The sequence below is a fragment of the Alienimonas californiensis genome, from assembly GCF_007743815.1.
GTDB lineage: Bacteria > Planctomycetota > Planctomycetia > Planctomycetales > Planctomycetaceae > Alienimonas > Alienimonas californiensis.
The window spans coordinates 5,443,830-5,458,097 of the sequence record NZ_CP036265.1 but is presented as its reverse complement, the minus strand read 5'-3'; the positions used below and the strand labels follow the sequence as shown (position 1 = coordinate 5,458,097).

The window sequence follows — 14,268 nt, the reverse complement described above, 5'->3', positions numbered from 1 at the left end:
GGTCCGAGCGGGACAGTCCCGGTCCCGACTATTTTCCTCGCGCGGCTCGCCTGCCGTCGCCCGTTCCCTCCAGAAGGCCGCCCGTGCCCTCGTTCGCCGCTTCTGGTTCGTCGTTTCCCGGCGAAGACCCGCAGGCTGAGGGATACGGCCGCGGCGGCGACGGTCCGAACGCCCCGCGGTCGCATGCCGTCACCGGTTACGACGCGAACGGCGGCTGGGGCGCCCAGTCGGCGGGCGGAGACGCCGCCACGGAGGAGGGTTTCCAGCTGGGCCGACTGCTCCGCCGACGCTGGTGGGTTCTGCTGCTGGGGCTCGCGTCCGGGCTGGGCGGGGGCTACCTGTACGACCTGTACCAGCCGCCGGTGTATCAGTCCGTGGCGGAACTGACGGTCTCCGCCCGCCGGACGGCGCTGCCGGGGTCCGAGGGCGGCGGGGGCGAACCGGAGGAACTCGCCGGCGAGGCGCTCGGCAACTACCTGTACCGCGCCCAGACCGGGCCGCTGGTGGCCCGGGCGGTCCGCGAGCGGCGCCTGGACGAACTGCCGGCCTTCAAGGGGGCCGGCTCCCCGGTCGGTCGCATCCTCAAGGGGCTGGAGGGCGGGCAGGTGCCCGGCACGCGCGTGCTGCAACTCACCTACAGCGGCGGGAGCCCGGAGGAGACCGGCGCCGTGCTGGACGCCGTCGTCGCGACCTTCGTCGAGGAGGTCCGCGAGGAGGGGCAGTCCGGCATCCGCGAGGCGATCCGGCTGATCAGCGAGGCCCGCGATCAGGTGCTCCGCGACTTGGAGGCCGCCGAGGCCGCCCACCGCGAGTTCGAGCGAACCAGCCCGCTGGTCCGCGGGCCGGACGGCCAGCCGCTCAACCCGCACGCCGCCGACCTGCTCGCGCTGGACCGGGCCCGGGACGAACTGAGCCTGGAACTGTCGAACCTGACCGCGGAGGTGGAGTCCATCCGCTCCTCCATGGAGGTCGGCGGACGGCGGGCGGCGCTGGCCCAGATGGCCTCCCTGAAGCGGGAAAGCGCCGGCGAGAACCCGGCCATCGCCGAGCTGGGCTTCGAGGAGCAACACCTCGACCTCATCCTCCAACTGGAAGAGGCTCGGGAGACGAAGGGGGAGAATCACCCGGACATCAAGCGGCTGGAGAACCGCGTGGCGGCCCTGCGGCGGATCGAGGCGGACCGGGCGGGGTTGCAGGCCGGTCCCGACGGGACGGAGGGGCCGTCGTCGTTCTTGGACCTGTACGTCGCCGCCCGGGTGGAGCGGGCCCGCGTGCTGCAGTCGCAGATCGACAAACTGGACGAGCGGTACGCCGAAACCCGCGAGGCCGCCGAGGACGTACGCGACGCCGAATCGCGCGAGCGGGAGCTGCGCGACCGCCGGAACCGGCACGCCGACCTGTACGCGGCGCTAGTGGCCGACGTGGATCAACTCGACCTGCTGAAGGACGCCGACACCGTCCGCGTCACCCCGATCGTGCCCCCCGGCCCGGGCCGGCCGGCCCGGGCGCCGCTGATCCGGGCGCTCGCCGCCGGCGGGGCGCTGGGGCTGGCGGTCGCGTTCGGCCTCTCTTATCTGCTCGAGCAGTCCGACCGCCGCTTCACCGGCCCGGCGGAACTGCGGGCGGAGTTCGGCCTGCCGCTGCTCGGCCACGTCCCGGAGATCCCGCCCCGGACCCTCAAGGAGGGGAAACGCATTCGGGAGGGCGTGCCGGACGCGGGGCTCTCCACCGTCCTGCGACCGAAAAGCCAGCTGGCGGAGTCCTACCGTGCGGTGCGGACCGGGCTGCTGTCCGCGGCCCGCAACGGCGTGAAGGTCGTGCAGGTGACCAGTCCGGACCGCGGCGACGGTAAGAGCACGTTGACGGCGAACGTCGCCGTGACCCTCGGGCGGGTCGGTAAGAGGACGGTGCTGGTCGACGTGGACCTGCGCCGCCCCCGCGTCCGGCGGATGTTCGGACTGCCCCAGGTCGCCGCGGACAACCCGGGCGTGGGCACTGCGGAGGTGATCGCCGATCCGGACAAGCTGGACGAAGCTCTCGTCGAGAGCGGCCAGCCTGGCCTATGGCTGCTCCCCTGCGCCGCCCGGCCGGATCACCCGGCGGAGCTGCTCAGCAGCGAGGCCTACGAAACGTTCCTGGATGTGCTCCGCCAGAAGTTCGATTTCATCCTGCTGGACAGCCCCCCGGTGCTGGCGGTGTCCGACCCCGCGGCGACGGCCCGACTGGCGGACGGCGTGGTGGTCGTGACCCGGTTGCACCCCCGCACCCGGCGCCGGTTGGGCGAGTGCCTCGACACGCTGGATCAGGCCGGCGCCCGGGTGCTGGGCCTGGTGGTGAACGCCGTGCCGGCCGGCGGCGAGTACACCCGCGAGGTGCAGGGGGGGTACTACGGCGGTTACGGGTACGGGGCGATGGCGGGCCGCGACGCCTACTACTCCGACGAGGGAACCAGTGCCCCCGCCGCCCCGGCCCTCATCGCCGCGACGCCGGCCGACGGGGACGCCGCGACCGCCCGCAGGTCGACCCGGACGCCGGACGCCGCCCGCTCGCGGTGAGGCGGGGGCGGGCCGCGCTCGGCGGTCGGCCTTTCGGTCGAACGGGCGGCGATCTAGAACCCGGCGCACCAGAACCCGGTGCATTGGACGAACCTCGCCCCGGCCGCCCGGGACGCCGCATCATGACGCACGCCCCCGCCACCTCCCCGCCGGCCTCCGTCGCCGCGTCCCCGACCGGCCTCAGCCGGACGGTGATTCGTCCCCCCAGCGGCTGGCCGCTGCCGGACTTTGCCGAACTGTGGCGGTATCGGGACCTGTTGGTCCTGCTGACCAGCCGCAACGTCGCCGCCCGTTACCGGCAAAGCGTGCTGGGCATCGGTTGGGCGGTCGTGCGGCCGCTGATCAGCATGGCCATCTTCACCCTGATCTTCGGCAAGGCCGTGGGGCTCGAAGATCAGTTGCCCGCGGGCGTGCCCTACGCCGCGTTCGCCTTCTGCGGACTGGTGCCGTGGATGTTCTTCTCGGCGGCGCTGACCGGCGCGACGGACAGCGTGGTGACGAACCAGGGTTTGCTGACGAAGGTCTACTTCCCCCGAATCGTGCTGCCGCTGTCGAACCTCGGCGTGGCGGCGGTGGACCTGGCGATCCAGCTCGTGCTGCTCGTCGGGGTGTTGGCGATCTACCGCTTCGCCCCCGGTCCGGAGGCGCTGGCCCTGCCGGCGTTCCTGCTGCTCGCCGCCGCCGCTGCGCTGGCCGGCGGGCTGTGGCTCACGGCGCTGAACGTGAAGTACCGCGACGTGAAGTACGCCGTGCCCTTCATGATCCAGGCGGGAATTTACCTCAGCCCTGTGATCTACCCGCCGACCATCATCCCGCCGGACTACCGCCTGCTGTACTACCTCAACCCGATGGCCGGGGCGATCGAGGGCGTGCGGTGGAGCGTGCTGGGGACCGATCCGCCCGATTGGGGCTACGTGGCCCTCTCCGCGGCGGCGACCGTGATCCTGCTGATCGGCGGCGCGATGTACTTCACCCGCACCGAACGCACCTTCGCCGACATCATCTGACCGCCCGCGGCAGTCCGGTGCGGCCGCAAACGAAACGGCCCGGACGCGGAGAGCGTCCGGGTCGCTGCGTGCGCGGCGGGCGGGTTCGTCAGACGAACAATTCCCGAATCGCGTGGCCGCCGTCGGTCGCGGGGACGGGGCGCTCGCCGGCGTACAACTCTGTGTGCGGGTCGATGCCCATGGCGTGATAAATCGTGGCGTGCAGGTCCGGGACGCCGACGGGATCGGCGACGACCGACATTCCGAGTTCGTCCGTTTCGCCGATCGCCTTGCCGAGGTTCAGGCCGCCGCCGGCGAGGACGGTGGTGAAGCTCCCGCCGTGGTGGCCGCGGCCGCCGCCGGAATCGAAACCGGCGGGGCGCCCGAACTCGGAGGCGACGACGATCAGCGTCTTGTCCAGCAGGCCGTGCGATTCGAGGTCGTCCGTCAGCGTCGCCAGGGCGGCGTCGAGTTCCCGGATGAGCAGGTGTTGCTTCTCCTGGCCCTCGTTGTGGGTATCCCAGCCGGTGCCGTTGGTGAAGGCAATGTTGTGGGAGACCTCCACGAACCGCACGCCGTTCTGGATCAGGCGGCGGGCCAGCAGACAGCGCTGGCCGAACTCGGAGCCGTAGGCGTTCCGCAGGTCGGCGGGCTCGTCGGAGGCGTCGAAGATCCGGGCGAACTCCGGCCCGGCCAGCCGCAGGGCCTCGGCGATCGTTTCGTCGTAGGCCCGGATGGCGTCGGCGCCCTCCGGGGTGCGGGCGAGGGCGTCCTCCCGCACGCGGCCGAGCAGCCGTTCCCGGCGGGCGCGACGTTCCGACGACAGGCTGCCGGGCACCGTCAGGCCGGAGGGGCCGCGACTGGTGTCGGTCAGGTAGACGAAGTTCGCGGTCGGCCCCAGGAAGCCGGGCCCGCGGCTGACGGACGGCATGCCGATCAGCACGTAGGCCGGCACCTTGTCGTTCACCGCGCCGCGTTCGTAGGCGATCACGCTGCCGATCGAGGGGTACACCACCGTCCCGGTCGTGTTCCGGCCGGTGTGCATGCGGTTGACGGCCCGGGCGTGCTCGTCGATCACGTCGTGATTCGTCGACCGCACCACGGCCAGCCGGTCCGCCCGGTCGGCGAGCATCGGCAGGTGCTCGCAGAACTCCGCCCCCGGGATCGCCGTGGGGATGGAGGGGTAGGCCGAACCGGCCTTCCGCTCCTTCGGGTCGCCCAGCGTCTTCGGGTCGAAGGTGTCGATCTGACTGGCCCCGCCGCCCAGCCAGAGCACCACGCAATGCTCCGCCGTGCCGTCCCGCAGGGCGGCGGCGGCCTTCTCCTCGCCCACCACCCGCACCCGGGGCAGGGCCGCGGCGGCGGTCGCGGCAACGGCGGAAGTCAGCAGCGAACGGCGGGTCAGCGACATGGCGGCGGGGAGGGCGGGGGGAGGGGGCGGTGCCCGGACGCGTGAGGCGTCTGGGGCGGGGTTCGGCGCAGGGATCGGCGCGGCGGGTTACGGCACGAAGGGGAACTCGGGGCTGTTGAGCAGCGCCCAAAGCACGTCCTCGTAACGCTGCCGCCAGTCGTCGGTCAGCCGGGCCGAGGGCGGATCGCCGGCCTCGACCTGCTTCCGCAACTCGATCTGTCGGGCTGCCGCTTCGGAGATGAACTGGTTCGTCCAGGTGACGCCGGGGTTCTCCAGGAAGTGCGGCGGGTTGGCCGGCTCGCCGGACTTCCGCTCAGACCAACCGTCGGCCAGCAGGTCCTTGAACAGGGCGACTTCCTCCGCGTTCGGGCCGCGGGTGAAGATCGTCCGGACCGTACGTTCCGCCAGTTCCTCCGGCGAGTCGGCCGCGAGGGCGAACTCGGTGAAGCGGCTGTCGTCGGAGAGGCGGGTGAAGCGTTCGCCCAGCACGCCGTTCTCCAGCAGCGCCGGCTGGGTGACGTCCGGGCTGTCGTCCCGCACGTTCCGCGGGTCGGGCCGTGAGCCCCGCCAGCCGAAGGCGCCCAGCAGTTCCACGAACGGCTCGGCCCGCGGCACCGTCAGGCTCTCGCGGTCGCGGTCGGTGGAGAGGCTGACGAACTCCCAGGCCCGCCGCGGACGACCGAAGTTCTGGCCCTGCTTTTCGTTGCGGGCGCCGTCGGCGTCGATCGTCACCAGACCGGCCTTCAGCCGTTTGCCGCTGGCGGAGAACAGGCTGTCGACCAACTGCTCCGCCGTCATCCGCTCCCGCGTCGGCCCGGCGAACAGCTCGCGCTCGTCGTACTCCTCGGCGATCTGACGCCCGTAGACGTGGGAGTTCAGAATCAGCCGGGCCACGTGCTTCAGGTCGTAGCCGGACAGTATCAGTTCGTCCGCCAGATAGGCCAGCAACTCCGGGTGGGAGGGCTCGCCGAAGCTCCAGTCGTGGGGCGTGTCGACGATCCCGCGGCCGAGGTAGCGGGTCCACAGCCGGTTCACCATCACTTCCGCGAAGCGGCGGTTCTGGTAGTCGGTCACCAGCAGGGCGAGGCGTTCGCGGGTGTCCTGCTCCGCGTTGAACAGGTCCACCAGCTCCGGGGCCGGATCGCCGTCCCGCAGGCCCTGGAGGGTGAACGCCGGCGGCACGGATTCGCCCGGCTTGAGTGTCACTTTGACCACGGAGTTCTCCACCAGCTCCGGCGGCAGGCTGCTGCCGGGCGGGACCGTCTGCGAGGAGCGCTTCAGCATCGCCGCCATGCCGAACAGGTCCTTTTGCAGGAACGGCCGGCTGGGGGCGTCGTGACAGCGGGCGCAGGTCATGTCCGAGGCGAGGAACGCCTGACCCAGCACGTGGGCCTTCGCGGCGAAGGGGGCGTCGTTCTGGCTGGCCAGGGCGAACCCGCCCAGCCCGCCGCTGTACTCGGAGCCGTTCATGCGGATCAGCTCCGTGGCGAAGCGGTCCGCGGACAGGTTGTCGAAGAAGGCTTCGTGCAGCCAGTCGCGGAACGGGCCGGTGTTGTTCAGCGTCGGGTTGACGATCGTCGGGTTCTCCGCGAGCACGTCCTGCCACTCGCCGACCCAGCCGTCCGCCCAGCCGAGGTCGTCGGCGAGGTAGCGATCGACCGCCTTGGCCCGGCGTTCGTCCGCGGGATCGGCGAGGAACTGGTCGATCTCCTCCGGCGTCGGGATGCGGCCGACCACGTCCAGCGCCGCCCGGCGGAGGAAGGTCGCGTCGTCCGCTTCCGGCCGCGGTTCCATGCCCTCGGCGGCCAGCTTCGCGTTGATGAAGCGGTCGACCGCGTTCTTCTCCGGCAGGCCCTCGGTGGGGGCGGGAACCTCGGCCCGGGGCGTGTAGGCGTCGCGGGTGAAGTCGTGACGGGCGTTCCAGCGGGCGATCTCCCCGGCGGCGGCGGACCGCCGGCGAGTCTGATCGAGCTTCCGCAGCCAGTCCGCGTAGCTCTCCGTGAAGACGACCCATTCGCCGTCGGTCAGCGCCGGGCCGAGGGAGTCGTCGCCGGGCAGGAGCAGGCGGAACGCCTCGCCCAGAGTTTCTTCACCCTCGGCCGGGGCCGGGCGGACAAACAGGCCGGCTTCGCCGGTCTCCCGCCGCCGGCCGCTGCCGCCGGCGTAGAACTCGGCGAGAACGCTGATCGGTTCGCCGTCCGCAGTGAAGCGATAGGTGGCCTCGGCGTCGCCGGGCCGCAGGCTCCGCAGGCCGGGGGCCTTCACCTCGCCCGCCGGGTACAGGGGCTGGTGGGCACTGGAACTGCGGTCGAAGAACCGCACGTTCGCGGCCGGTTCGCCGTTCAGGGAGACTCGCGCCCCGCTGCGGCTGCGGACCAGCAGTTCCCACTCGCCGGCCGGCAGCGTCGCCCGACCGCGGACCCGCACCACGACCGCCTGCCCGCGATCCACCCGCACGCCGGTCGGGCCGTAGGCGTGGGCGATCTGCGGGACGGCGAAGGAGTCTTGGACGTACGTGTCGTTCGCGAGGCGGGGCAGGGTGAAGTTCCACGACCGGGCCTTGCCGTCCACGTCGTCGATCACCTCGACCAGAGCCCGGCCCTCCGGCGCCCGGGGGGCCGGGCGGGCGGCGACCAGCGGCGGGCGGGCTGTCAGCTCTTTTTCCGACAGCGTGCCCCGCAGCAGTCGGAGCGAACCGATCGCCCCCTCGAAGGTGCTGCCGGCGCTGCCGCCCATCGACGAACCGATCCACAGGTCGTCGCTATCGGTGATCGGAGCTTTGTCCGTGGCCCCGCCCATATCCCAGACGCCCGCGGTCTCCTTGCCGTCCAGAAACGCCCGCAGGCTGTCCGGCTGGCCGAAGGTGTAGGTGAAGGCGATCCGGCGCTCGCGGCCGTCGCAGGGGATCGTGTCGTGGGAAGTCCAGCGGTGGAACTCGCCCGCCTTGTCGGCGAACAGGAAGGAGAGCGCCGCCCGGTTCCCTTCGCCCGCCAGCCGCAGGGCGTAGTTCAGGTTGTTCGGCGCCCGGCCCTTCGCGTTGGTGCGGCCCTTGCTGAGGATGTGCCCGAAGCCGCCGCCGGCTTTCGGTTGCGGGTGAACGGTGACGAGCACGGACAGCGCCTCGCCGTTCCCCAGCGTCAGCAGGCTGCCGGGGCCGGTGTCGCGGACCCGCAGGTAGCCGGACTGCCCGACGTTCAGCCGGGGCGTCGGCGTGGCGGCGACGGCGGCGTCGTTCTCCAGCGTCCCGGCGATCGGAACCTTGTACTCGCCTGCCGAGGCGATTCCCACCGCCATCCCGTCCGACGGCTGGGACCAGTCCCAGGTCACGCCGGGCAGTGCCTCCGCCTCCGCCGGGGCGGCGGACGGGGCGAGGAACGCGAGGGCCAACAGGGCGGCGGAGGACGTCACGGTGATGGGAACCTCGAGAAGCAGTTAAAAATGTACGTTCCCCCACTATACATTGGCTTTGGCGAATGGGTAGCGCTCCCGCGGGAGAGAGCGAAAAGCGGACCATCGGCAGAGATTTGAGCGAATTTCTCCTTCCATCGAACTTTTCGCGTCCGATTCGGTGCCCAATCGCTCTTGGTGGGGGACCGCCCGCTCTCCCCGCTGTCCCGCCGCGTGACCGAAGCCCCGCCTGCCGCCGCCCCGAACGCCGATCCGGCCGCGGTCGAACCGGCCGCGGAGCGCAGCCGGATGGACGACTTCGCCCGGCTGCTGGGCGGGGCGCAACGGCGGCTGTTCCTCTATCTGATGGGTCTGCTGGGCGACCGCACGGCCGCGGAGGACGTGCTTCAGGAGACCAACCTCGTGCTGTGGCGGGAGTTCGAGCAGTTCGAACCGGGCACGAACTTCACCGCGTGGAGCTGCCGGGTCGCCTTCAATCAGGTGCGAGCCCATCGGGCCAAGCGGGGTCGGGACCGATTGGTGTTCAGCGAAGCGTTCCTCACCGCCGTCGACGAGGAACTCACCCGCGAGGCCGACGGTCTTGAGGAGCGCCGGGCCGCCCTCGCCGACTGTTTAAATCGCCTGCCGGACCACCACCGCGAACTGGTCCGCCGCCGCTACCTCGGCGAGCGGGACGGCGGCACGGAGGAACTGGCCGCACGGCTCGGCAAGAGCCCCGACGCGGTGCTGCGAATGCTCTCCCGCATCCGGCGCACGCTGCACGACTGCGTCTCGCGGACCCTCTCGGCGCCCGGCGACGGCTTACGCACGGAGGCGAACCTTGTCTGAGACCCTGACCAATCCCACGCCCGCGGAATTGCGGGAGTTCGACGCCCTCTGCGACGCGGTGTTCGACGGCGCCGCCTCCGCGGAGCAGGTCGCCCGGCTGGAGGGGTTCGTGCTGAACTCCCCAGTGCTGCGGCGGCGATACGTCGAACTGGCCGATCAGGAGGCCACGCTCGCCTGGGGCGACGGCGAACTGGCGCCCCTGCGAATTGGGGAAGCGGTCGAAGCCGCGTCTCCCCCGCCGCCGGACCGTCCCCGCCGCCGGCTTTGGCCATGGGTGGCCGTTCACACCGCGCTCGTGGCGTGTGCGGCGGCGTTGTGGGTGTTCGTTACAGAGCAGATCGCCCGTGAGACGGCCCCGATCTCCGCGGCGACGGCGCCCGCCCCGCCGGCGGCGGTGTGGGCGGCGAGCGCCGGGGCGGAACTGTTCGGCGAGGCGGCCCCCACGATCGGGGCCGCGGCGCCGGTGGGGCGGGAGCAGGCGTTGCTCCGCGGGTGGGTGCGGCTGCGGTTCGCCGACGGGGCCGAGGCCGTGCTGGAGGGGCCCGCGGTGTTCGAGGTCGCCGCTGCCGATCGCCTGATTTTGAAGGCGGGCCGGTGCAGCGTGCACGCCCCGGACGGGGCGGAGGGGTTCCGCGTCGACACGCCGGACGGGCAGGTGCTGGACCTCGGCACCCGCTTCGCCGTGCGGGTGCGGGAAGGGGACGGCGAAGCCGACGGCGGAACCGAGGTGCACGTCGTCGAGGGCGCCGCGGAGCTGCACTGCGTCTCCAGGTCTGACGGCACGGAGTCGCCGGACCGGCTCGTCACCGGGCAGGCCCGCCGGCTGACGGCCGTGGGCGGGGCGGGGAAGGGGCCGCTGGCGTTCGATCCCGCCGTCTACCGCGAAATTCTGCCGGACCGCGTCATCGCCTACGATGCCCAGACCGACCCGCACGACGCCACCCGGCTGACGGCGCTCACCGTGCAACGGGCCGGCGAGACGCTCTCGTACCCCGCCGCGGACCTGATTCCCTCCGTCGTCACCGCGTTTCACGCCCCGGAGGGCGGCTATCCGTACGCCGTGCCGAGCGGCGCCGACGGCAGTCTGGGGCGCTGGCTGACGGAACCGTTCCTCTTGAACGCCGGGCACATCAACCCCGGCGGCTCCCGGGAACCGCTGACGGGCGATCCGGTCCTCGACGGGCCGAATCGCACCCCCGGTCTGGCGATGCGGTTCACGACGCCTGTGACGAACGCTCCGGGACCGGATCTGGTCCTGTTCGACATTCAATCCGTCGTGGATCCCCCGGACGGCGATGCTTTTCACCTTTCGCCGGTTGAATTTCGCCCCGGTCTACGGTCCATCACCGTCCGTCGATACGATCTGACGGTCGGCGATCCCGGTTCCACCGTGGTCGCCCCGTTCGTCCTGCCGAAGCCCGACCCGGCCGCCGCCGTCGGGCCGACGCTGGACGCCGTGCGGCTCACGGACGAGACGCCGCGGCTGGTCCCCTCGCTGGGATTCACCGCGAACGCGGTGGTCGTGGACCTGTCGGACCTCGGCTACGCGGCGGGGGAGACAGCGGACGCCCTGTTCGTGCAGGACGCCCGCGACGACCCGAAATACATCGATCCCACCCTGATCGTCGGCCTGCCGGCCGACCCGCCCCGCATTCCCGCCTCTTCCTCTCACCCGCGCCCGCGGAGGGACACGCCTTGACGCCGCTCGCCCGACTGTCGCCCGTTCGCCCGCGGCCGGCCCGCCTGCTGCTCGCCGGCCCGCTGGCCGTCTGCCTGTCCCTCGCCGGCGCGATGCCGGCCGGGGCGGCGGAGCCGCAGGAGAAGGACCTGGAAGCGGCGAAGGCCCGCTTCTTCGAGAACGAGGTCCGCCCGCTGCTGGCCAAGCGCTGCTTCGAGTGCCACGGGGAGGCGAAGCAGGAGGGCGAATTGCGGCTGGATTCGATGAACCACATCCTCGCCGGCGGGTGGAGCGGTGCCGCCCTGGAACGCGGCAAGCCGAACGACAGCCTGCTGATGGAGGCCGTGCGGTACGAGTCCTACGAGATGCCCCCCAGCGGCAAGCTACCGGCCGAGGAGATCGCCGTGCTGGCCCGTTGGATCGAACTCGGCGCCCCCTGGCCCGGCGCTGAGGATAGCCCGCCGGTCCGCCCGGCGAGCGAACGCGGCCCGACGTTCACCGCGGAAGACCGCGCCTGGTGGGCCCTGCAACCGGTCGTCGAACCGGAGGTTCCCGCCACGAACAGCGACTGGGGCCGCAACGACGTCGACCGCTTCCTGCTGGCTCAGATGGAGCAGCGCGGCCTGACCCCGGCGCCGGAGGCCGACCGCCTCACGCTGATTCACCGGCTGACGCAGGACCTGACCGGCCTGCCGCCGACGCCCGAGGAGGTGGACGCCTTCGTCGCGGACGAGTCTCCGGGCGCCTACGACCAACTGGTCGACCGCCTGCTGGCCAGCGACGCCTACGGCGAGCGCTGGGGCCGGCACTGGCTGGACCTGGTGCGGTACGCCGATTCCGACGGCTACCGGGCCGACGGCTACCGCTCGAACGCCTGGCGCTACCGCGATTACGTCATTGAATCGTTCAACGAGGACAAGCCCTACGACACCTTCGTCAAGGAGCAACTCGCCGCCGACGAGCTGTACCCGAAGGACGTGGACGCCCAGGTCGCGCTCGGTTACCTGCGGCACGGGATCTACGAATATAACTCCCGCGAAGCCCCCGGGCAGCGGGAGCTCATGCTGAACGAACTGACGGACACTACCGCGGACGTGTTCCTCGGCCTGGGTTTGCAGTGCGCAAAGTGTCACGACCACAAGTTCGACCCGCTCCCGCAGACGGACTACTACCGACTGCGGGCGTTCCTGGAGCCGGTGTTGTTCCGGGACGACGTCCCGCTGGCCACCGAGGAGGAGCAGGCCGCTCACGCCGCCGCGATGAAGCAGTGGGAGGAAGCCACCGCCGACCTGCGGGCCGAATTAGAGGAGATCGAGGGCCCCGCCCGTGAGAAGGCGTTGAAGTCGGGCGTCGGGCGCTTCCCGGAAGACGTCCAGGCGATCTACTACAAGCCGGACGCGGAAAAGACGGCCTATGACCGTCAGGTCTACTGGCTGGTCCACGATCAGGTGCTGTTCGAGTGGAACCGGCTGGATAACCGCATCCCGTCCGACCTGAAGCCGAAGGCGGTCGAACTGCGGAAGAAGATTGCCGAGTTCGACCACCTCAAGCCGGCCCCGCTGCCGACCGGCCGCATCGCCGGGGACGCCGACGCCGTCCCCCCGCCGACGGTCGTGCCGAAGCGGAAGCTGGAAGTGCAACCGGGCAAGATCGCGCTGCTGTCCGAGGAGCCGATGGAGATCGAGCCGCCCCTTCTGGACGGCAAGCCGCTGCCCGGCGTGAACGGCCACGGCACGACCGGCCGGCGGACGGCGCTCGCGAAGTGGATCACCGACCCGGAGAATCCGCTTTCCACCCGGGTGATCGTCAACCGCGTCTGGCAGGGGCACTTCGGCCGCGGGCTGGCCCCCAACGGCAGCGACTTCGGCCGGTTGGGCGGTCCGCCGTCGCACCCGGAACTGCTGGACTGGCTGGTCGTGCGGTTCCTCGACGAGGGCTGGCGGCTCAAACCGCTGCACCGCCTGATCGTCTCCTCCGCCGCCTACCGGCAGGCCGCGACGCACCCGCAGGCCGCGGCGTACGCCAGCATCGACCCGCAGAACGACTGGTACTGGCGGGCGGACGTCCGGCGCCTCGCCGCGGAGCAGGTCCGCGACGCGCTGCTGTCCGTGACCGGCTCGCTGCGTGAAAAGGACGGCGGCCCCGGCGCCGGCCACGGCACGCCGGTGCGGAGCGTCTACCTCCAGGTGAAGCGGAACAGCCGCGAGCCGCTAATGGACCTGTTCGACCTGCCCCAGTTCTTCATCAGCGCCTCGAACCGGGACACCACCACCAGCCCGCTGCAAAGCCTGTATCTGATTAACTCGGACGACGTGCTCGGCCACGCCGCCAAGCTGGCCGCGCGGGTCTCCGCGGAGGCAGGCTCCGCCGGTCAGTCCGCCGACGGCGAGGCCGCCCTCGCCGCCGCCGCGTGGCGGGCGGTGCTGGGCCGCGAACCGACCGACGGGGAACTAGCGAGTTGCGTGGAGTTCCTGCGTGAACAGGCCCGCCGGGCCAAGGCCGCGGCCGAGAAGGACGGCGGCGAGCCGGACGAATCCGGTCTGAAGTTCGCCGACTTCCCCACCCGCGACGGCCGGGCGGTCGTCAGCACGGAACGCGAACCCGCCCCGCTGTTCGCCCCGCACGTGGACCGCCTCGGCGATCCGCTGGCCGGCGGCGGCTTCACGGTCGAGGCCTTCTTCCAGATCGACAGCGTCTATGCCACCGGCTCGGTGCGGACGCTGGTTTCCAAGTGGAACGGCGGCAGCGGCGAGCCCGGCTGGGGCTTCGGCGTGACCGGGAAGGGCTCCCGTCGCAAGCCGCAGACCCTCGTCATGCAGATGTACGGCCGCCCGTTCGGCGGCGGGGCCGTGCGGGAGGCGGCGATCTTCAGCGATCAGCACATCGACCTGAATAAGCCCTACTACGTCGCCGCCGCCGTCGTCCCGGCGACGGAGGGCCAGCCCGGCACGGTGACGTTCATCCTCAAGGACCTGTCCAACAACGACGTGCCGCTGTCCGTCGTCACCCACGAACACCCGCTCGCCGAGGCCGGCAACGCCACCCCGGTGGCGATCGGCCGGCGGGGGACCTCGCCCAGCGCGAACCTGTTCGACGGACTGATCGACGAGGTGCGGCTCTCCCGCGGCGCCCTGGGCGTGGAGGACGCGTTGATTACCGACGAGTCCCCCAGCGACGCCACGCTGGCCCACTGGACCTTCGAGAAGACCCCCGGACCCTTCCGCGACGCCGCCGCCGAGCCCGGCAAGGGGCTGGACCTCACGCCGCACCGGGCCGCCGTCTCCACGGCGGAACCGCGGCGGCAGGCGCTGGTGGACCTCTGCCACGTGCTGCTCAACAGCAGCGAGTTCCTCTACGTGCAGTGACCCAGGCGACGTGAGTCCGACCGGGCGGCGACTCCCG

Annotated in this window: 7 protein-coding genes; 5 read left to right on the top strand and 2 right to left on the bottom strand. The window is 71.6% G+C overall.

What is annotated here, in order from left to right; genetic code table 11:
* Nucleotides 1–83: 83 nt before the first annotated feature.
* Together CA12_RS21640 and CA12_RS21635 are read left to right on the top strand one after the other, a co-directional pair.
* The gene (locus CA12_RS21640; protein WP_145361186.1) at nucleotides 84–2,555 is read left to right on the top strand and encodes a polysaccharide biosynthesis tyrosine autokinase; all 2,472 of its coding nucleotides are present in this window, start codon (nucleotides 84–86) and stop codon (nucleotides 2,553–2,555) included.
* A gap of 122 nt (nucleotides 2,556–2,677) precedes the next feature.
* The gene (locus CA12_RS21635; protein WP_145361185.1) at nucleotides 2,678–3,562 is read left to right on the top strand and encodes an ABC transporter permease; all 885 of its coding nucleotides are present in this window, start codon (nucleotides 2,678–2,680) and stop codon (nucleotides 3,560–3,562) included.
* A gap of 88 nt (nucleotides 3,563–3,650) precedes the next feature.
* On the opposite strand, the gene CA12_RS21630 is transcribed toward CA12_RS21635, so the two are convergent.
* Together CA12_RS21630 and CA12_RS21625 are read right to left on the bottom strand one after the other, a co-directional pair.
* On the bottom strand, nucleotides 3,651–4,952 hold the full coding sequence (locus CA12_RS21630) for a DUF1501 domain-containing protein (protein ID WP_145361184.1): 1,302 nt from the start codon (nucleotides 4,950–4,952) through the stop codon (nucleotides 3,651–3,653).
* A gap of 87 nt (nucleotides 4,953–5,039) precedes the next feature.
* Nucleotides 5,040–8,360, bottom strand: a complete 3,321-nt coding sequence (locus CA12_RS21625; RefSeq protein WP_145361183.1) for a DUF1553 domain-containing protein — start codon at nucleotides 8,358–8,360, stop codon at nucleotides 5,040–5,042.
* A gap of 177 nt (nucleotides 8,361–8,537) precedes the next feature.
* Between CA12_RS21625 and CA12_RS21620 the strand changes: the two genes are divergently transcribed.
* From CA12_RS21620 to CA12_RS21610, 3 genes are read left to right on the top strand one after another with little or no spacing between them, the layout of a single operon-like run.
* Nucleotides 8,538–9,188 (top strand): sigma-70 family RNA polymerase sigma factor, encoded by a 651-nt coding sequence (locus CA12_RS21620; protein WP_207622070.1) that lies wholly within the window; start codon nucleotides 8,538–8,540, stop codon nucleotides 9,186–9,188.
* Nucleotides 9,181–10,887 carry a FecR family protein gene (locus CA12_RS21615; RefSeq protein WP_145361182.1) on the top strand — a complete coding sequence of 569 codons (1,707 nt, stop codon included), beginning with the start codon at nucleotides 9,181–9,183 and terminating at the stop codon, nucleotides 10,885–10,887. Before CA12_RS21620 ends, CA12_RS21615 begins: the two co-directional genes overlap by 8 nt.
* Entirely contained in the window at nucleotides 10,884–14,231 is a 3,348-nt protein-coding gene (locus tag CA12_RS21610) for a DUF1549 domain-containing protein (protein ID WP_165700921.1), read from the top strand. Before CA12_RS21615 ends, CA12_RS21610 begins: the two co-directional genes overlap by 4 nt.
* The last annotated feature ends 37 nt before the right edge of the window (nucleotides 14,232–14,268 follow it).

What these genes read in the sequence shown, in the direction of transcription:
- CA12_RS21630 (WP_145361184.1), bottom strand. Translation starts at nt 4,952, where the DNA reads ATGTCGCTGACCCGCCGTTCGCTGCTGACTTCCGCCGTTGCCGCGACC.
- CA12_RS21635 (WP_145361185.1), top strand. Translation starts at nt 2,678, where the DNA reads ATGACGCACGCCCCCGCCACCTCCCCGCCGGCCTCCGTCGCCGCGTCC.